Source organism: Ruegeria sp. HKCCE3926 (assembly GCF_017872515.1).
GTDB lineage: Bacteria > Pseudomonadota > Alphaproteobacteria > Rhodobacterales > Rhodobacteraceae > Ruegeria.
Map to the genome: position 1 here is coordinate 695526 of NZ_JAEDOU010000001.1, position 18055 is coordinate 713580.

Sequence of the window (18055 nt, forward strand, 5' to 3'; positions counted from 1 at the left end):
CCCGTTGCGCTAAGGGGTTTGGGCAAGCAACAATAATCCCATGCACAACTGAGACGACCTGGGGACAACATGCAGGACGAAAACGGTATCTCGTTCTTCGGCGCCCTGTGGAATGGACTGGTCTGGTTCATTCAGAACATTGCCGAAGCCTTCTATAATTTCGGATACGCCATCACGCATCCGCAACTCTGGCTGGACTGGTCCGACAAGGCGTCGATCATGCGCTTTGTCTATTACGGCGGTTCGGTCGAGTTCTTCTTTGTGGTGTTCACGTTCTTTCTGGTTCTGACGGCCATCGGGCTGTACTACCGGAACTTCATGTGGGCCATCGTGCGGGGCCTTGAGGGGTTCGCCAATACCACCGGGCGTTTCTTTGCCTGGGCGGGCCTTTTGATGGTGATCCAGCAGATCGTGATCGTTTTCATGCAGCGGGTATTTACCAGACCCGATATGTCCTTTGGTTTGGGTATCCCGTTCCAGATGGATATCAGTTGGTTCGCGGAAGAACTGAAGCTGTATAATGCGATGGTTGTCTGCCTGTGCTGTACCTACACATTCGTGCAGGGTGGGCATGTGCGCGTTGACCTCATTTATGCCGGCATCAGCCACCGTGCCAAACGGGTGGTTGATATGTGCGGTGCGGTTTTGTTCATGATGCCCATGGCGGTGCTGACCTGGATGTATGGCTGGTACTTCATGTGGCGGCACCTGATCGTGCCGAAGCCTTCGGCCAGTGACACGCTGGACCGACTGGTGGCCAAGTCCCGCGCCCTGCGCTGGAACGTGGAAACCATCGGGTTCAGCCCAAACGGGTTCAACGGATACTTCCTGTTCAAGATCTTGCTGGTGGCTTTTGCCGCGATGGTGTTCTTGCACGCAATCGCATTCCTGTACCGCTCGTATCTTGAGTATGTGGAAGGGCCGGAAAGCACTGGAAAATACCTCGACAAGGACAGCCTTGGTGAGGGCGAAGAAGCCTATGAAGGCGCGCATTAAGGACGGAGACCAAGACAATGCTATTCGGACTTGATGGCGTCGAGATAGGCCTCATTATCGTATTCTTCTGCCTCTTTGGGGGCATCCTTTCCGGCTTCCCGGTGGCCTTTGCCATCGGTGGCGCCGGGGTGATTTCCTTCGGGATCATTGCCGCACTGGACAGCGCAGGGCTGTTGGTCCACCAGGCAATCGACACAGGCTCACAAGCTTATCGGGATCTGGTGAATTCCGGGGTCAAAGCGGATGTCATTTCCGTGTTCCGATACCCGGAGTTACCGAGGATCGCCGAGCCGGTTTTTGTGCAAGGTTGGGAAACCGCGCTGGACCGCAACGTGTCGTTCATCGTCAATCGCATGAACGAACGGGTTCTGGCCGGTCAGTCCATCGAGACATTGCTGGCCGTGCTGATGTTCGTTCTGATGGGTATCACGCTGGAGCGTTCAAAAATCGCGAACGACCTGCTGACGACGATGGCGCGCGTCTTTGGACCGCTGCCGGGTGGTCTGGCCGTGTCCATCGTGGTTGTGGGGGCATTTCTTGCGGCCTCTACCGGCATCGTTGGCGCGACCGTGGTGACCATGGGCCTGCTGGCGCTGCCAACCATGTTGCGGAACAATTATTCGCCGGAACTCGCAACGGGTGTGATCGCGGCCTCGGGTACGCTGGGGCAGATTATTCCGCCCTCGATCGTGATCGTTCTGCTTGGCACATTGGCGGGCGATCTGTATTCGACAGCGCAGGAGACGCGGGCCGTTGAGGCGGGATGTACCGATGCGTTGACCTATCTGGGGGAACCCGCGGTTGTCTCGGTCGGAACCTTGTTCCAGGCGGCTCTTTTGCCGGGGATCCTTCTGGCTTTGCTTTATGCGTTGTATGCGTTTGGTTATGCATTGCTGAATCCCCATAAGGCACCTGCCGTGGCGCTGTCAGGCGGGTCGGGTGAGCCGATCACCCGGTCCGAAGGTCTGACTTGGCTGCTGGGGGCACCGGTTGCGCTGATTGTCGGCACCGTGTTGCTGGGCAATGTCGGCCTGATCGGCAGCCAGAACATTTCGGTCTCGGCTTTCTCGGACATCGGACAGGGCGCATCGTTGCGAACCAACGTGTCGGAAGAATGCAAGGTATCGATGATCGATCTTCATGGTCAGGCCGCCTGGGATCAGGCCGTCGCCGAGCAGGACGCCATTGACGCCGCTGGCGGTGCAGCTGAGTCTCAGCGCCTGACAGAAGAAGAACTGGCCGCCGCACAACAGGAAATGATTGCATCAGCCGCACCAATTGGAACGGGTGTCGCGATCACGGTCGTGCTGTTGGGCCTTACTCTGGTTCTGGGTCGTGGCATCGCCCCCTCGCGTACGCCACAGCCGCTTATCGTTGGTGCGATTGGTCTGCTTCTTATGGTGTTGGTCGATATCTTGCTGATTTCGCCCACGACATCTTCGGGGGCGACGTTCCTGTTGCTCGCGTTGCCATTTGCGCTGGCCATGTATGGTTGCAAGGAAGCCGCAGCGCGATGTGCGACCAATGACCTGATCCGGGTGGTTTTCCCGCCACTGGTTCTGATCATCGCTGTTCTGGGGTCGATCCTGGGGGGAGTGACCAACCCGACGCCGGCGGCGGCGCTGGGTGCGGGTGGCGCGATCATGCTGGCGGCCTATCGCAAGCTGCAGGATCAGGGGCGATCGGGCAAGGTGATCATCTGGTCGACCTTTGCCGTGATCATCGCCTTGCTGATGGGGGTGAACTTTGACCTGCGGGTCAATCAGGGCAATGTGACGTTGGAGACCTGGATCGCCTTCATCATCGCGTATGCGGCCTATCTGTACGCCTTGTTCGGGCTGCTGTTCGGGTGCTGGGTGCTGTACTCCAGCGGAGTTCTGACCCCGGTGGTGCGCGAGACGGCCAAGGTGACCTCGATGGTGTTTACCATCCTGATCGGATCCCAATTGCTGAACCTGGTGGTGATCTCGTTCGGAGGGGAGCACTATATCCAGCAATTCCTGAAGAGTTTTGACAACGAGTTCACGGTCTTCCTGATCGTGATGCTGGTTTTGTTCATACTGGGCTTCGTGCTGGATTTCCTCGAGATCATCTACATCGTGATCCCGATCGTTGGGCCGGTGATCTATGGCGGGTCGTTCGACCCGAAATGGGTGACGATCATGGTGGCGGTGAACCTGCAAACATCCTTCCTGACACCCCCGTTCGGGTTCGCGTTGTTCTACTTGCGAGGGGTTGCGCCGAAGGAAGTGACGACTGGCCATATCTATCGCGGGATCATTCCGTTTGTTCTGATCCAGGTGGTAGGGATCGCAATTCTGTGGTTCTTCCCGGCGATTGTCACGATCGTACCGGACCTGATCCCGAACTGATCCGGATCATCAAAATGCAAAAGGGGGCCCGAAGGCCCCCTTTTTTTTTTGTTTGTTGCTGAGAAGGGGCCAGCCCCTTCTTGCCCTGCTGCCAATTCATCCCCGGGATATTTTCGGCCAGATGAAGAAGCGGATCAGGTGAATTGGATCAGATCCCAGCGGTTGTCATAAGGATCGCACCAGACGGCGACTGTGCCATAGGTTTCGACGCGGGGGGGTTCTTCGAAATGGACCCCATTGGCACGCATCTGTGTGTAGTCGCGTTGGAAATCATCGGTTTGAAGGAAAAAGCCCACACGGCCGCCGGTCTGGTTGCCGATGGCGGCGCGTTGTTCGGGCCCGTCGGCTTTGGCCAGAAGAAGGGCGCCGCCGTCTGAACCCGGCGGTGTGATCAGGACCCAGCGTTTTCCGCCTCCGAGATCGATGTCCTTCAAGAGCTGGAAGCCAAGTCTTTCCGTATAAAACGCAAGTGCGTCATCGTAATCCGGCACCACGATGGTGACGGCGTGCAGCTTCTGTTTCATCGGATGGTCAGCCCTTGGTGGGGTGGCGGTCTGGAAGCTGGATATTGGCCACTTGCTCGGCAATCGGAGCGGTGGACAGGGGGTGCCGTGAGGAAGCGCAGAAGGTATCAGGATCTGTGATCTTTTGCCATTCGCCCTGAACATAGGCTTCAAGCCCGGAGAATTTTGCCTTGTAACCCATCTTGGGGCTGCCGGGGACCCAATAGCCCAGGTAGATATAGGGCAGGCCAGCTTCGCGCGCGATCTCGATGTGGTCCAGGATCATATAGGTGCCCAGAGAATTCTGAGGCAGGTTCGGATCGTAGAAAGAGTAGACCATGCTCAGCCCATCATCGAGCACGTCGGTCAGGCTGACAGCGATCAGGTCGCCGGTCTCAGGATCTGCATACTCCACCACTCGGCTTCGAATCGGGGTTTCTTCGATCATTGCCGCAAATTCGAACACGTCCATGTCGGCCATGCCGCCATCGGCGTGCCGGGTGTCAAGATAGCGGCGGAACAGCTCATACTGCTCGTCCGTGGCCCAGGGCGATGTGGCGCGGCGTTGCAGATATCCATTGCGTTTCACAGCGCGTTTCTGGCTTTTTGTCCGGCGGAAAGCCGAGACGTCGATCCGGGCGGACAGGCAGGCTGCGCAATCTGTGCAGGAAGGGCGGTAGAGCACATTCTGCGACCGGCGAAACCCCTGCTGCGACAGGGAATTGTTCAACTGTTCCGCACCTTCGCCCTGAAGCGCGGTGAACAGCTTACGCTCCATCCTGCCATCGAGATAGGGGCAGGGTTGCGGGGCCGTGACATAGAATTGTGGCGCAATTGGCAGCGTGTGTCGCATGAAGTTCCCAGATAGCCTCGGGAGGGATGATAGCAACCGTTCCCGAGGCCGCCAAGTGTTTCGCGCAACCGCGTGTCAGGCCCGTCGATTGATCATGACCGTGCCCAGAAAACTGTCGGTCAGACCCTGGCCGCGGGCGCTGGTCAACATCATGATCACCGAGATGATCTGGATCACCGCAAACGCCATGCTGACGAAATAGCCGGCAGTGTGGGCGATGGCCTTGCCCATATCCATTCGTTCTCCGAATGCGTCGCGCAATTCGATTCCCATGAACCGCATGCCCAGTGTGGCCGAGCCGTTGGTGATGGTTACTACGCGATAGACAAAGCTGATCACGGCATAAATCACTGCCAGAAAAAACAGACCGAGGCCTGCGCTCAACAGGATCGCCACCGTGCAGAGCAGCGAGATGAAGGCGATATCAAACAACCAAGCGACAAAGCGTTTGCTTGTCACCGAGCGGTAGAAATCAGGTTGGGTATCCGGGTCAGGCAGGTGGTTCATTCGTCAGGTCCGAAAAAATGGGTCAGGGTACCCTGTCCCGGATTGCCGGGACAGGGCAAGGTCAATCAGGCCGGCTTGGCATTTCCGTCGTCTTCATGGTTCTCGCGGGCGCGTTCGTCCATGAACTCGTCGAATTCGGCCTTGTCCTTGGCATCGCGCAGGCGGCGCAGGAACGCCTCGAAGTCCTGCTGTTCGCGTTCAAGGCGGGCCAGTGTATCTGCCTTGTAGGCGTCAAATGCGCTGTTGCCGGATGGTTTCATCGCGCTCATGTGGCTGTGCCAGGATTTGCGGCGGCTGCAGGATTTGCTGAACATGCGTTTGCTCCAGATCATGTAAGCCAGAAGGGCCAGGCCAACCGGCCAGAAGAAGATGAAACCAAGGACCATGGCGGCAATCCAGGCCCCTTTGCCTTTGTCATCCAGCCAGGCCTCGATTCGATAAAGCCATCCCGGATTCGCGGGGACGGCGGGGTCGGACAATGCGGTCATTTGAGCTCTCCAGGGTTGATGTAAACTCTTTTCACATTGATTAGATGGGGTCGTGGGCGGGGGTTGCAAGGGGGTAATGTAAAAAAGATTTACATTCAGCAATTCTGTTGACGGTGAGCGCCATCAGCCGCAGATTGCGGAAATGGATTTGACAGAACACAAAACGGCACCTGCGCTGGATGAAATTCTGAATTTGGAAAAGCAGGTCTGGATGGCGCTGGTCGAGGGCAACGCAAGCGCGGACCGGGCGTTGCTGAGCGCGGATTTTCTTGGGGTCTATCCGACGGGATTTGCCAATCGTGACGATCATGTCGGTCAATTTGCAGACGCACCGACGATGGCCGAGTTCGAACTGAGCGGCGAAAGACTGCGTGTTCTGACACCGGATATCGTCTTGCTGTCCTACAAGGCCGATTACCTGCGCCCGGGTGCGACAACGCGCGAGGCGATGCTGATTTCGTCGTTATGGGAACGCAGAGACGACGTTTGGGTCAACAGTTTCAGTCAGGACACGCCGGTTCAGAACACCTGATCAGAATGCCCCATTGACGATCACGCGCCGCGATGCGCAGTTTGCGCCCATGACAGACGTTTTAGCCATTTCACGACTTCCGCGCGCTTTCGATCCATCCCTGGGGGCCGAAGCGCGGGCCCTGATGCCTGATTTGCCGGCCGGGATGGCGGAATTGGTGGCGGGCACCGCCGGTTCCAGCCCCTATCTGAAAAGTCTGATCGAACAAGAGAAGGGTTGGCTGCCCGAGGCTCTGATGCACCCGGATCAGGCATTGGCTGACGTCATGGCTGCTGCGCGTGATCTGCCGCCGGATCAGTTGAAACCCGGATTGCGGCAGGCCAAGCGGCGAATGGCTCTGCTTACGGCGTTGGCCGATATTGCAGGTGCGTGGCCATTGGAGAAGGTCACGGCGGCCCTGACCGATTTCGGTGCGCTGGCCGCGGATGTTGCCGCCAAGGCCGAGATCGCGACACTGATCCGGCGCAAGAAGCTGCCGGGCATGACCGAGGATGATGTCGAAACCGCAGCCGGCCTGGTCATACTGGCGATGGGAAAGATGGGCGCGCATGAGCTGAACTACAGCTCGGATATCGATCTGATCGTCCTGTTTGATGAAACGCGCTTTGACCCCGATGACTTTTACGAGGCCCGGCAGGGCATGGTTCGGGCCACGCGCAACTTCTGTGCGACGTTGAGCGAGAAGACGGCGGATGGCTATGTGTTCCGAACGGATCTGAGGCTGCGCCCCGACCCGGCCGTGACACCGGTTTGCATGGCGATGGAGGCCGCCGAGCGGTATTACGAAAGCCTCGGTCGTACGTGGGAGCGCGCGGCTTACATCAAGGCGCGGCCCTGCGCCGGGGATCTGGATGCGGGGCAGCGTTTCCTTGACGGCTTGCGCCCCTTTGTCTGGCGCCGCCATCTGGACTTTGCTGCCATTCAGGATGCCCATGACATGCGCCTGCGCATCCGGGAAAACAAAGGGACGGGCGGGTCTTTGTCGATCCCCGGTCACGACATGAAACTGGGGCAGGGCGGTATCCGCGAGATCGAGTTTTTCACGCAAACCCGCCAATTGATCGCGGGCGGGCGGGACGCTGACCTGCGGGTACGAGGCACGGTTCCCGGGCTGGCGGCGCTGGCAGCAAAAGGCTGGGTGCCACAGGATGTGGCGGACAAGCTGACAGATCATTACCGCGCGCACCGCGAAGTCGAACATCGCATCCAGATGATTCATGATGCGCAGACCCACAAGGTGCCGAACTCACCCGACGGGATCGAACGCGTCGCCTGCCTGATGGGGATCAGCAGCGCCGAGTTGACGCAGGACCTGAAAAACCGCCTGACCGAAGTGCATGAGCTGACCGAAGGGTTCTTTGCCCCCGGACCTGGTGCGGCGCCCGCCCATGTACAGGATGTGGAGTTCGACAAGAACGTTCTGGCCCGATGGACGACATATCCGGCCCTCAGGTCCCAGCGCGGCGCGCGGATTTTCGAACGTCTGCGCCCCGAATTGCTGTCACGTCTGGCCAAAACCGCCAAGCCCGACGAAGCATTGATGGCTTTGGACGGGTTCCTGGCGGGCCTGCCCGCCGGGGTGCAGCTGTTTTCGCTGTTCGAGGCGAATCCGCAACTGATCGACTTGTTGATCGATATCGTCGGAACCTCGCATGCTCTGGCATCGCACCTGTCCCGCAACGCGTCGGTGTTCGATGCGGTGATCGGGGGCAGTTTCTTTGCGGATTGGCCCGGGCAAGAGGCGTTGCAAGCGGAATTGACGCAGGCTTTGTCGGAAGAAACGGATTATGAAACCCAGCTTGATCTTGCCCGACGCTGGTGCAAGGAATGGCATTTCCGGGTCGGCGTGCATCACCTGCGCGGCCTGATCGACGGGGTGCGGGCAGGTCGGCAATATGCCGATCTTGCGCAGTCGGTCATCGCGGCCATCCTGCCGCATGTCACCGAGAATTTCGCCCGCAAACACGGCGCTGCACCGGGGCGTGGCGCTGCCGTGCTTGGGATGGGGTCGCTGGGGGCAGGCCGGATAAACTCGCAATCCGATCTGGACATGATCGTCATCTACGATCCTTTGGATCAGGACATGTCTGACGGTCCGCGCCCTTTGGCCACGCGCACGTATTATGCGCGGTTCACGCAGGCCCTGATCACGGCATTGTCCGCTCCGATGTCGCAGGGACGCTTGTATGAGGTCGATATGCGATTGCGTCCCTCGGGCAATCAGGGGCCGGTCGCAACCAGTTGGGCCAGCTTTGTCAATTACCAGCGGAACGAAGCCTGGGTGTGGGAGCATCTGGCCCTGACACGCGCGCATGTTGTTGCCGGGGATGCCGGACTGGCCGAGGAAATCGAAGCCTTCCGCACCGAGTTTCTGTCGCACCCGCGAGAGCAGGGGAAGGTTCTGCGCGAAGTGGCCGAGATGCGGTCGCGCCTGGCGGCGGCCAAGGCGCCCGCCGGCATCTGGGACGCCAAGAACGGCCCCGGCCGGCTGATGGATATCGAATTGATGGCGGAAACCGGTGCTTTGCTGGCGGGGTCCGCGCAGCGCGATGTCGCGTCGGGTCTGGATGGCGCCGTCGCAGCCGGGTTGCTGGATGTCGCGCAGGCGCAATCTCTGAAAGACTGCTATGACCTATTTTGGTCGGTGCAATGCGCCGCGCGGTTGCTGTCGGGCAAGACAATCGAAGCCGACAAGATCGGCGAAGGCGGTACGGCATTTTTGTGCCGCGCCACCGGGTTCGAACAGGTCGAGGCTTTGCAGGCGGCATTGCAGGAATGTTACACGACCGCGGCCGATCTGATCGGCGGCGTGATCAAGGGGGAAGAAGATGGCGCGCAGCAGTGATCCCAACGACCACAAAGGTCTGATCCGGGAAGCCTATCGAATCGACGGCATCACCCTGCCAGAGTGTCGCAGCATTTTTTTGGACTGGGCGCTGAGCCTTCCCGCAGATCGCGACCAGAACACGGCGCTGGCCGAGCTGCACGCGGGCTATGCCGAGCAGAACCCCGATCATCCGATGACACAGGTTCTGACCGAAGGCCTTCAGACGGCAAAGGCCCCAAAACGCCGCGGCGGTTGGCGATCCCGTAACCGCTAGGGCTTTCCCACCGGCGCGTTCAGGACTATGAGGGCGCCATGACCCAATCTGCCGACCGTCCCCGTATCCGCCTGAAACCCAAAGCCAATGCGCGCGGCCTGCGCCATGGTTTCCCCTGGGTCTACGCCAATGACATCGTCACCGACCGCCGTACCCGAAAAATTCCGGCGGGCGCTCTGGCCGTGCTCGAAGATGACAAACGGGCGCCCGTCGCGCTGGTCGCGGTCAACCCCGCGTCCAAGATCATGTGCCGGGTTCTGGACCGTGATATCGACGCACAGCTTGACGCGACGTGGTTCGAGAGCCGTTTGCAGCGCGCCCTTGATCTGCGGGAAAGCCTGTTCGACGCCCCGTATTATCGCCTGATCCATGCCGAAGCGGATGGCTTCCCCGGCGTCATCATCGACCGCTTTGGCGAGGCCTGCGTCATTCAGCCGAACGCGGCCTGGGCCGAGGCGCGCCTGGATGTGCTGACCCAAGCTCTGGTCAAAGTCACTGGCGTGACCACGGTGCTGAAGAACGCCTCGGGCCGTACACGCGGGCTGGAGGGGTTGGACGACGTCAACCAGGTATTGCGCGGAACCGCGCCCGATGCGCCCCTGCCGGTACCGATGAATGGCGCCACCTACATGGCGGATCTGACAGGCGGTCAGAAGACCGGGCTGTTTTACGACCAGCGCCCCAACCACGCCTTTGCCGCGCGCCTGATTCATCCCGATGCGCAGGTGCTGGACGTGTTCAGCCATGTGGGCGGCTTCGGTCTGGCGATGCTTGCAGGCGGTGCGGGGCAGGCATTGTCCGTCGATGGCTCAGCCGCCGCGCTCGACCTGGCGAAAAAAGGGGCCGAGGCGTCGGGCCTTGCTGAAAAGTTCCAGACCCGACAGGGCGACGCGTTCGAGGTTCTGACTCAACTGGGCGAAGAAGGCGCGCGATTTGACGTGGTGATCTGCGATCCGCCCGCGTTTGCGCCGTCCAGGCAAGCGCTGGATGCGGGGCTGCGCGCCTATGAACGTATCGCACGACTGGCGGCGCCTCTGGTCAAACCCAGTGGTTATCTGGGGCTGTGTTCGTGTTCGCACGCGGCTGACCTGAGCCGGTTCCGCGATGCGTCCTCCCGTGGGATCGGGCGCGCCGGGCGTCAGGCGCAATTGATCCACACCGGGTTTGCGGGTCCCGATCACCCGCAACTGCCGCAACTGGCGGAAAGCGGCTACCTCAAAGCAGTGTTCTACCGCCTGTGAAGGCCGTTCTCGACACCTGCGTCATCTATCCCACGGTGATGCGCGAGATGCTGCTGGGCGCGGCCCGCCTTGGCCATTTCACTCCGATCTGGTCTGCCCGCATCCTCGAAGAATGGGCCCGCGCCGCGCGCAAGCTGGGCCCGACGGGCGAGGCGCAAGCCCGCGCCGAAATTGCCTTGGCGCAAGCGCAGTGGCCAAGGGCCGAACACGCGCCGGTCCCGGGGCTGGAGCAGCGCCTCTGGCTGCCCGACGCAGCCGATATCCACGTTCTGGCGACGGCCATCACCGCCTCGGCCGACGTCATCGTGACCGTCAACGCCAAGGATTTCCCCAGAAATATTTTGGCAGAGGAGGGGCTCGACCGCCGAGATCCCGACGGCTTGCTGCATGGTCTCTGGCTATCTGACCCTGACGGCCTGGCGACCATCGCCGATCGCGTTCTGAGTGAAGCCATCCGCCTTTCCGGCCACCAATGGACCCTGCGGGCGCTGATGAAAAAGGCCCGCCTTCCACGCCTTGGCAAGGCGCTCACCCAATAAACTGGATCCCACTTCATCTGGCTAAAAATATCCCGGAGAGCGCGAGAGGCTGGCCTCTCGCTGCGCACCCTCAGCCACGCGCCCAACGCTGCTCAAGGGCCTCCAGTGCCGCAATGCGCTCACCCGTTTTCGGGTGGCTCATCAACCATGCCGGGGCAACGCCCGCCCGTTGTTGCGTCAGGTCTTCCAGCTTGTGAAACAAGGATTTCTGCGGCCCGATCCCGATTCCGGCCTTGGTCAGCAAGGCGGCGGCATATTCGTCCGCCTCATACTCATCCTGTCGTGACAGGCGCGAGGCCAGTAATGATGTCAAGGCATTCGCAATCATCGCTCCGATAAACGGAATAAACCGGTTCAGCACCATGATCAGCGCCGTCCGCATCGCGTTTTGGCCTGAAAAATCAATCATCCGTCGCTTTGCGTGACCCAAGGCTACATGTCCCAGCTCATGTGCGATCACGCTGGCCATTTCCTCGGCCGACACCTCTCCGTTGCGGAATTTTCGGTAAAACCCGCGCGTGATGAAAATCCGACCATCCGGAGCAGCCAGCCCGTTCACCGGGTCAATCTCGTAGATATAGACGGGGACCCGATCGATTTCCAAAGCTGCGGCCAGCCGGTCCGTCATACGTTTCAGCACCGGGTCGGCCAGTTCGGTCGATTTTGCGTCCAACTCACGATGGGTGCGCCAGACCGAAATGCGGTACATCACGATGGCATAGCCAATTGCCAGCAGGATCGGGGTCAATCGAAGCATGTCAAAGATATGGTCCGAACATGGGCTTTGCGCAAGTCACACCTGCGGGATGTGCGTCGGGACCCGCATAATCTTTTTTCGTGCGCCGAAATCGGCATAACCTTTTTTCGTGCGCCGAAATCGGCACAACCTTCGATAAGTTGTGATCTTGCGATATGAGCTGTTGATTATTTCAACGATCCCACTTAACCGACAGGGCGCTATCGATGGGGGACCCATGACCGACAAGAACTATGAAGCGCGTCACCTGGAAACACTCGACCGGGATTTGCGGCGCTTTTCACGCCTCGAAATGGCGACCGCACAGGCTGGACGACCCTTTGTGGGCTCAGGGATCGCCCTGGCATTCATTGTCGTCGCAGGCCTTGTGGCCGCTTTCCTGTTCGGGCAGGGCAACAATTCACTTGTCGTCGTGATCGCGGCGATGTTCGGGGCCTATATGGCGCTGAATATCGGGGCCAATGACGTCGCCAACAACATGGGTCCCGCAGTGGGGGCGAATGCGCTGACGATGGGCGGTGCCATCGCGATTGCCGTTGTTTTTGAAAGTGCCGGGGCGCTCATTGCCGGGGGCGATGTCGTGTCGACCATCGCCAAGGGAATCATCGCGCCGGAAAGCATGGGAACGGCCGACGTCTTCATATGGGCGATGATGGCGGCGCTGCTGTCCTCGGCGCTTTGGGTCAATCTGGCGACTTGGATCGGCGCGCCGGTTTCCACCACGCATTCGGTCGTGGGCGGTGTAATGGGGGCAGGGATCGCTGCGGCTGGGTTCGGCGCCGTAAGCTGGGGCACCATGAGCAAGATCGCTGCCAGCTGGGTGATCTCGCCACTTCTGGGAGGCTTGGTCGCAGCCGGTTTCCTGTGGTTCATCAAGGCCAGGATCATCTATCAGGAAGACAAGATCGCCGCGGCCCGCAAATGGGTGCCGATGCTGGTCGGGATCATGGCGGGCGCCTTTGCATCTTATCTGGCGCTCAAGGGTCTCAAGAAAATCATCAAGATTGATCTCGGGACAGCGTTGCTGATCGGTGCGGCGTGTGGCGGGCTGATCTGGGCAGTGATGATCCCGGTGATCCGCCGCCAGTCCGAGGGGCTTGAAAACCGCAACAAGTCGCTGAAAATTCTGTTTGGAATTCCGCTGATCGTGTCTGCGGCACTGCTGAGTTTTGCGCATGGTGCAAATGACGTTGCCAACGCGGTGGGACCGTTGGCAGCGATTGTGCAGGCTTCTGCCTCGGGCGACTTCACTCATGCCGTCAGCATTCCCTATTGGGTCATGGTCATCGGTGCGTTCGGGATATCGTTCGGCCTGTTCCTGTTTGGTCCGAAACTGATCCGTATGGTCGGCAGCCAGATCACCAAGCTCAACCCGATGCGGGCCTATTGCGTCGCCCTGTCGGCCGCAATCACGGTGATCGTTGCAAGCTGGCTGGGCCTGCCTGTCAGTTCCACCCACATCGCGGTTGGCGCTGTCTTCGGTGTCGGGTTCTTTCGGGAATGGGATGCCGAGCGACGGCTGAGACGCGCCAGCCGGGCTTTCCCTGAACGCCCCCGCGTCGCGCCGGAAGAACGCCGCCGCCGCAAGCTGGTTCGTCGGTCGCATTTCCTGACCATCGTTGCTGCGTGGGTTATCACGGTTCCCGCCGCTGCAATGCTGGCAGCGATCCTGTTTCTTGGGATTCAGGGAATTGCCGGGTAAACTCTGGCGCTGACCTCAACGGGTCAGCGCTTTCATGCCCTGTTCCAGCCCGGCCAGGGTCATCGGCACCATGTGGCCTTCGAAGATCTCCTGAATCATGCTGATGGAGTGGGTGTATTCCCAATACTTCTCGGGCACGGGATTGATCCACAGGTTCGACGCCCATTGATCCCGCGCGCGTTGCAGCCAGACCTGCCCGGCCTCTGCGTTCCAATGCTCGTTGGCGCCGCCGGGATAGGCGATCTCATACGGGCTCATCGAGGCGTCGCCGACGAAGATGCATTTGTAGTCGGGCCCATAGGTGCGCAACACTTCATGCGTGGGCGTCTGCTGGTCCCAGCGGCGGCGATTGTCACGCCAGACGCCCTCGTAAAGGCAATTGTGGAAATAAAAATATTCCAGATGCTTGAACTCGGACCGTGCGGCTGAAAACAGCTCTTCCACCACTTTGATATGCGGGTCCATTGATCCGCCAACGTCCAGAAACAGCAGAACCTTGACCGCGTTGTGACGTTCGGGTCGGGTTTTGACATCCAAATAGCCGTGCTCGGCCGTAGCGCGAATGGTGCCGTCCAGATCCAGTTCTTCCGCAGCACCTTCGCGCGCCCAGCGGCGCAGGCGTTTCAGGGCAACCTTGATGTTGCGGGTGCCCAGTTCAACCGTGTCGTCCAGGTTTCTGAATTCGCGCTTGTCCCAAACCTTGACCGCGCGCTGGTGGCGGCTTTCCTTTTGGCCGATGCGCACGCCTTCGGGATTGTAGCCATAGGCCCCGAAAGGAGAGGTCCCGGCCGTGCCGATCCACTTGTTGCCGCCCTGATGGCGGCCTTGTTGTTCCTTGAGACGCTCGCGCAGCGTTTCCATCAGCTTGTCGAAACCGCCAAGCGCCTCGATCTCGGCTTTTTCTTCATCAGACAGGTGCTTTTCGGCCATTTTGGCCAGCCAGTCGCCGGGGATGTCAACGGCTTCCAGAACCTGATCGAAGCTGATCTCATTCAGTCCTTCGAAACTGGCGGCAAAGGCGCGGTCGAACTTGTCGATGTTGCGTTCGTCCTTCACCATCGACACGCGCGCGAGATAGTAGAACGCCTCGATATCATAGGTGGCCAGACCCTTTTTCATGCCTTCCAGAAAAGTCAGATACTCCCGCAGCGATACCGGGATGCCAGCTTTGCGAAGGTTTTCGAAAAAGGGCAGGAACATCGTGTCAGGCCACCAAACGCACCAGAATCAACGAGATCACCAGACCCACCAGCGCAAAGGCAATGCCGTATCCGGCGGCATATTGCGCCATGTCGGCCCGATTACCGCTGCGCTTTTTCGCGGTCAGGGCGCCCAAGGTTGCACCCAGTGCCGCCATTCCCAGAACTACCAACATATGTGCGTCATCCGTCTTTCGTGCCATCCGTGTTTCTTCGGCCATTGCCCCGCGACAATGACTGGGCCACCAGATCCGAGCCAAACCCGTACCGCGCCCATCCCAGGCTGTCCAGCCTGACGGCACGTGCCTGCTGTATCTGCCCCGCCTGTTTCAGCGCTTCTGATTTCAGCAACAGCAACGTGGCCAGCAAAGACGCATTTTCTGCCCGTGTCATGACATCGATGGCCCTGTTCAGCTCGGGCAGAACACTGGGTCCCTTTTCCTGTGCCAGCGCGAATGCCGCGGTTTGCGTGGTGACATAGGCCTGATGCACCTCTGTGCCGGGCGTGGCCTTCAGAAATTGCTGCGCAATCTGAAACTGGCGTTGGGCTTCGATGGGGTCCCGGAATTGTTCCATCCGGCCCATCAGGTAATGAGGATAGGCGCGGCGGTGATCCGTCCATCCCTGCTGCTGACCGATCCGTGCCGCCTTTCGGGCAGCGCGCAGCTGTCTGGGCGACCCCGCGCCCGGTCCCAGTGATTTCTGGATCGCGTCAATCCATTCGCGCGGTGTATCCGTAAAGGGTTGAACGGGCACCCTGTCCCCGCGCGGGTTCATCCGGCTCAGAACCCCCGGGATGACCGCGGCAACCTGATCGCGGGTCATGCCGGTGCGCAGTTCCGGCGCATAGGCAGCCCGCAGGATCAACATGTCGAACCCGGTCAGAACCGTATGGATATTGTCGTCGTTGAACACCGAATCCGGCAGGTGATACAGATCGTTCAGCGGACCAAGCGCTTGCGCCAGTTCTTCATGCAGGCAATCACGTATTTCCTGCGGACTGACGTCGTATGGGATGAAAATCCCAAGCCGTTCGCGTTTGTGCAGTTCTGTCCAGCTGCTTTTTATCTTTCGGCGGTCACGGCGATATTCTTCAAGGCTGGAGGAGTTGGGGACGACGAAACAGGCCGCGTTGGGCAGAATGCGCAGAATGTCTTTCTGGCTGACGGCTTCGATGGTGATATTCGCCTGACCTTCGTCGATCTGTCGGATGTTGATTCCGGCTTCACGCCTCAGGCGGTTGAGCAACCGGGTCAGATCTTGCTGCATGCTTGCGGTCGGCGATCCGGCCAGGCGGACTGTGACCGGGGTCTCAAATCGCGTGAAAACGGGCAGGGCGGCGCCGCTTTCCAGTTCAAAATGCAGGGACAAGAAATCCGAGGCGATGTTCTTGTTCGATCGAGCAGGCGGCGAAGGACGTGCCGTTGAAAAAGACTTGGCAGGCGGCAGGCTTGCTTCGATGGGCGCGACCTGATCGGGCAGCTCGATCGTTTCAACCGTCGCGCAGCCGGCAACAACCAGTGCCAGAAAAAGGGCACTCAATCGCTTCATGAGCGGGCGTACTTGATGAACGGTGTCAGTGTGCCGATGCGATCATACAGTTTCCGCGCAGTGTGGTTAAAATCCTGGGTCAGCCAATAGACCGACGGCGCGCCCTGACGATCGGCCTCGTCATAGACCGCCTGGATCAAGGCCCGGCCAACGCCTGCCCCTCGTGCCTTGGGTCGCGCGAACAGGTCTTGCAGGTAGCAGACCAATTCCACCTTCCAGGCGTGGCGATGAAAAAGATAGTGTGTCAGTCCGACAAGGGCGCCATTCTGCTCGGCAACGAAACAGGAAAAATCCTGCGGGTCGTCGCCCAGCAGCCTGGAAAAGGTTGTTTCGTATACATCATCGGGCAGGGCGGTTTCATAAAATGCCAGATAGTCCCGCCACATGTCGGCCCATTGGCTTTTGTCCTCGGCACGCAGGGTGCGGATTGTCAGTGCGTTCGCCACGCGAGTCATCCAATTCTGTGGGCGGCGAAGCTCTGTTTCGCCAGATGGGCCGATGCTGGCATCCGGGCCGCCGCAAGGCAAGCCATGATCACCGTCTGGTCACCGTCCGGCTATCGTTTGCCGCGTGCCATAAAGGCCAAACGTTCGAACAGATGCACATCCTGTTCATTCTTCAGCAACGCGCCATGCAGTTTCGGAAGCGCATCTGTGCCGCCGCGTTTGAGGTCTTCGGCGCTCAGGTCCTCGGCCAGCAGCAGCTTCAGCCAATCCAGCACTTCCGATGTTGACGGCTTTTTCTTGAGCCCCTGCGTCTCGCGGATTTCATAGAACTGGGTCAGGGCGGTGGTCAGCAGCGCATCCTTGATGCCGGGGTGATGAACCTCGACGATGCGGCGCATCGTGGCCTCGTCCGGGAAGCGGATGTAGTGGAAGAAGCAGCGGCGCAGAAACGCGTCCGGCAATTCCTTTTCATTGTTCGAGGTGATGATGACGATCGGGCGGTTTTTGGCCCGGATGGTTTCCCCTGTCTCGTAGACATGGAACTCCATCTTGTCGAGTTCCTGCAAAAGGTCGTTTGGAAACTCGATATCCGCCTTGTCGATCTCATCGATCAGCAGAACGACCTTTTCGTCGGCCTCGAAGGCCTGCCACAGCTTGCCCTTGCGGATATAGTTCGACACGTCATGCACGCGTTCCTCACCCAACTGGCTGTCCCGCAGGCGGCTGACCGCGTCATATTCATACAGGCCCTGCTGCGCGCGGGTGGTGGATTTCACGTTCCATTCAATCATCCTCAGCCCCAGTGCGCCGGCCACCTGTTTGGCAAGTTCTGTCTTGCCGGTGCCGGGTTCGCCCTTGACCAGCAATGGGCGTTCAAGTGTGACGGCGGCGTTCACGGCAATCGTCAGATCGTCAGTGGCGACATATTCGGCTGTACCTTGAAAGCGTGCGGTCATGGGCCTCTCGTGTGGTTTTTCGTGATCCGTGGGCAGGTTGTGTTGTCCGGGTTACAGACGGTCAATGATTTTGACAACCCGCGTCCCTGCGTCGGTTGAGGCGATTTTTGCAGGAACTCCAAGCCCTTTTGGTTGATTCGTGCGCGCGAATGTACCCTGCAAATTGACACCTGCCTCAAAAAGGCCTGCTAAATTTCATAGAAAAACAGGGTTTTGTTGTTGTTTGTCTCATATTTAGACAAAACAGCGCGAGGGCGTGCTGAAGCAACGTTTGTGTAGTGACAATCCCACGCCCGTCGGCTAAACGCTGCG

General features: G+C 59.5%; 18 protein-coding genes. 8 read left to right on the forward strand and 10 right to left on the reverse strand.

What is annotated here, in order from left to right:
* Positions 1-69 precede the first annotated feature (69 nt).
* The gene (locus I9184_RS03520; protein WP_171228130.1) at positions 70-996 is read left to right on the forward strand and encodes a TRAP transporter small permease subunit; all 927 of its coding nucleotides are present in this window, start codon (positions 70-72) and stop codon (positions 994-996) included.
* Between the two features lie 17 nt (positions 997-1013).
* Complete coding sequence (locus I9184_RS03525; protein ID WP_171631811.1) at positions 1014-3368, forward strand: TRAP transporter large permease subunit; 2355 nt, start codon at positions 1014-1016, stop codon at positions 3366-3368.
* A 134-nt stretch (positions 3369-3502) separates the two neighbouring features.
* Here I9184_RS03525 and I9184_RS03530 read toward each other — a convergent pair whose 3' ends face one another.
* From I9184_RS03530 to I9184_RS03545, 4 genes are all read right to left on the reverse strand, one after another.
* Positions 3503-3892: a VOC family protein gene (locus I9184_RS03530; RefSeq protein ID WP_209832821.1), complete on the reverse strand. Its 390-nt coding sequence runs from the start codon at positions 3890-3892 to the stop codon at positions 3503-3505.
* Between the two features lie 7 nt (positions 3893-3899).
* The gene (locus tag I9184_RS03535) at positions 3900-4724 is read right to left on the reverse strand and encodes an arginyltransferase (RefSeq protein WP_209832823.1); all 825 of its coding nucleotides are present in this window, start codon (positions 4722-4724) and stop codon (positions 3900-3902) included.
* Positions 4725-4799: 75 nt separating this feature from the next.
* Positions 4800-5231: an RDD family protein gene (locus tag I9184_RS03540; protein WP_171631821.1), complete on the reverse strand. Its 432-nt coding sequence runs from the start codon at positions 5229-5231 to the stop codon at positions 4800-4802.
* Positions 5232-5296: 65 nt separating this feature from the next.
* Positions 5297-5719 (reverse strand): DUF2852 domain-containing protein, encoded by a 423-nt coding sequence (locus I9184_RS03545; protein WP_209832825.1) that lies wholly within the window; start codon positions 5717-5719, stop codon positions 5297-5299.
* Positions 5720-5861: 142 nt separating this feature from the next.
* Between I9184_RS03545 and I9184_RS03550 the strand changes: the two genes are divergently transcribed.
* Genes I9184_RS03550 through I9184_RS03570 form a run of 5 tightly spaced genes read left to right on the forward strand, consistent with a single transcriptional unit; the run spans position 5862 to position 11132 of the window.
* On the forward strand, positions 5862-6251 hold the full coding sequence (locus tag I9184_RS03550) for a nuclear transport factor 2 family protein (protein WP_171631827.1): 390 nt from the start codon (positions 5862-5864) through the stop codon (positions 6249-6251).
* 49 nt (positions 6252-6300) lie between these two features.
* Positions 6301-9096 (forward strand): bifunctional [glutamine synthetase] adenylyltransferase/[glutamine synthetase]-adenylyl-L-tyrosine phosphorylase, encoded by a 2796-nt coding sequence (locus tag I9184_RS03555; protein WP_209832827.1) that lies wholly within the window; start codon positions 6301-6303, stop codon positions 9094-9096.
* The gene (locus I9184_RS03560) at positions 9080-9352 is read left to right on the forward strand and encodes a hypothetical protein (protein ID WP_152458258.1); all 273 of its coding nucleotides are present in this window, start codon (positions 9080-9082) and stop codon (positions 9350-9352) included. Before I9184_RS03555 ends, I9184_RS03560 begins: the two co-directional genes overlap by 17 nt.
* A 38-nt stretch (positions 9353-9390) precedes the next feature.
* A complete protein-coding gene (locus I9184_RS03565; protein WP_209832829.1) occupies positions 9391-10593 on the forward strand; it encodes a class I SAM-dependent rRNA methyltransferase in 1203 nt (400 codons plus the stop codon).
* Entirely contained in the window at positions 10590-11132 is a 543-nt protein-coding gene (locus I9184_RS03570) for a PIN domain-containing protein (RefSeq protein ID WP_209832831.1), read from the forward strand. Before I9184_RS03565 ends, I9184_RS03570 begins: the two co-directional genes overlap by 4 nt.
* Positions 11133-11202: 70 nt before the next feature.
* Here the strand turns inward: I9184_RS03570 and I9184_RS03575 are convergent, their stop codons facing one another.
* Positions 11203-11889 carry a M48 family metallopeptidase gene (locus I9184_RS03575; protein WP_152458255.1) on the reverse strand — a complete coding sequence of 229 codons (687 nt, stop codon included), beginning with the start codon at positions 11887-11889 and terminating at the stop codon, positions 11203-11205.
* 217 nt (positions 11890-12106) lie between these two features.
* Between I9184_RS03575 and I9184_RS03580 the strand changes: the two genes are divergently transcribed.
* The gene (locus I9184_RS03580; RefSeq protein WP_209832833.1) at positions 12107-13591 is read left to right on the forward strand and encodes an inorganic phosphate transporter; all 1485 of its coding nucleotides are present in this window, start codon (positions 12107-12109) and stop codon (positions 13589-13591) included.
* Between the two features lie 15 nt (positions 13592-13606).
* On the opposite strand, the gene I9184_RS03585 is transcribed toward I9184_RS03580, so the two are convergent.
* The 5 genes from I9184_RS03585 to I9184_RS03605 all read right to left on the reverse strand — a co-directional run bounded on the left by I9184_RS03585 (position 13607) and on the right by I9184_RS03605 (position 17743).
* The gene (locus tag I9184_RS03585; RefSeq protein ID WP_171723099.1) at positions 13607-14791 is read right to left on the reverse strand and encodes a VWA domain-containing protein; all 1185 of its coding nucleotides are present in this window, start codon (positions 14789-14791) and stop codon (positions 13607-13609) included.
* 4 nt (positions 14792-14795) lie between these two features.
* A complete protein-coding gene (locus I9184_RS03590; RefSeq protein ID WP_171630689.1) occupies positions 14796-14993 on the reverse strand; it encodes a hypothetical protein in 198 nt (65 codons plus the stop codon).
* A complete protein-coding gene (locus I9184_RS03595) occupies positions 14974-16341 on the reverse strand; it encodes a DUF2927 domain-containing protein (RefSeq protein WP_171723100.1) in 1368 nt (455 codons plus the stop codon). The genes I9184_RS03590 and I9184_RS03595 overlap by 20 nt, the downstream gene beginning before the upstream one ends.
* A complete protein-coding gene (locus tag I9184_RS03600; RefSeq protein ID WP_171723101.1) occupies positions 16338-16796 on the reverse strand; it encodes a GNAT family N-acetyltransferase in 459 nt (152 codons plus the stop codon). Before I9184_RS03600 ends, I9184_RS03595 begins: the two co-directional genes overlap by 4 nt.
* 101 nt (positions 16797-16897) lie before the next feature.
* On the reverse strand, positions 16898-17743 hold the full coding sequence (locus I9184_RS03605) for a MoxR family ATPase (RefSeq protein WP_171723102.1): 846 nt from the start codon (positions 17741-17743) through the stop codon (positions 16898-16900).
* Positions 17744-18055: the final 312 nt, after the last annotated feature.

What these genes read in the sequence shown, in the direction of transcription:
- I9184_RS03520 (WP_171228130.1), top strand. Translation starts at nt 70, where the DNA reads ATGCAGGACGAAAACGGTATCTCGTTCTTCGGCGCCCTGTGGAATGGA.
- I9184_RS03525 (WP_171631811.1), top strand. Translation starts at nt 1,014, where the DNA reads ATGCTATTCGGACTTGATGGCGTCGAGATAGGCCTCATTATCGTATTC.
- I9184_RS03530 (WP_209832821.1), bottom strand. Translation starts at nt 3,892, where the DNA reads ATGAAACAGAAGCTGCACGCCGTCACCATCGTGGTGCCGGATTACGAT.
- I9184_RS03535 (WP_209832823.1), bottom strand. Translation starts at nt 4,724, where the DNA reads ATGCGACACACGCTGCCAATTGCGCCACAATTCTATGTCACGGCCCCG.
- I9184_RS03540 (WP_171631821.1), bottom strand. Translation starts at nt 5,231, where the DNA reads ATGAACCACCTGCCTGACCCGGATACCCAACCTGATTTCTACCGCTCG.
- I9184_RS03545 (WP_209832825.1), bottom strand. Translation starts at nt 5,719, where the DNA reads ATGACCGCATTGTCCGACCCCGCCGTCCCCGCGAATCCGGGATGGCTT.
- I9184_RS03550 (WP_171631827.1), top strand. Translation starts at nt 5,862, where the DNA reads ATGGATTTGACAGAACACAAAACGGCACCTGCGCTGGATGAAATTCTG.
- I9184_RS03555 (WP_209832827.1), top strand. Translation starts at nt 6,301, where the DNA reads ATGACAGACGTTTTAGCCATTTCACGACTTCCGCGCGCTTTCGATCCA.
- I9184_RS03560 (WP_152458258.1), top strand. Translation starts at nt 9,080, where the DNA reads ATGGCGCGCAGCAGTGATCCCAACGACCACAAAGGTCTGATCCGGGAA.
- I9184_RS03565 (WP_209832829.1), top strand. Translation starts at nt 9,391, where the DNA reads ATGACCCAATCTGCCGACCGTCCCCGTATCCGCCTGAAACCCAAAGCC.
- I9184_RS03575 (WP_152458255.1), bottom strand. Translation starts at nt 11,889, where the DNA reads ATGCTTCGATTGACCCCGATCCTGCTGGCAATTGGCTATGCCATCGTG.
- I9184_RS03580 (WP_209832833.1), top strand. Translation starts at nt 12,107, where the DNA reads ATGACCGACAAGAACTATGAAGCGCGTCACCTGGAAACACTCGACCGG.
- I9184_RS03585 (WP_171723099.1), bottom strand. Translation starts at nt 14,791, where the DNA reads ATGTTCCTGCCCTTTTTCGAAAACCTTCGCAAAGCTGGCATCCCGGTA.
- I9184_RS03590 (WP_171630689.1), bottom strand. Translation starts at nt 14,993, where the DNA reads ATGGCACGAAAGACGGATGACGCACATATGTTGGTAGTTCTGGGAATG.
- I9184_RS03595 (WP_171723100.1), bottom strand. Translation starts at nt 16,341, where the DNA reads ATGAAGCGATTGAGTGCCCTTTTTCTGGCACTGGTTGTTGCCGGCTGC.
- I9184_RS03600 (WP_171723101.1), bottom strand. Translation starts at nt 16,796, where the DNA reads ATGACTCGCGTGGCGAACGCACTGACAATCCGCACCCTGCGTGCCGAG.
- I9184_RS03605 (WP_171723102.1), bottom strand. Translation starts at nt 17,743, where the DNA reads ATGACCGCACGCTTTCAAGGTACAGCCGAATATGTCGCCACTGACGAT.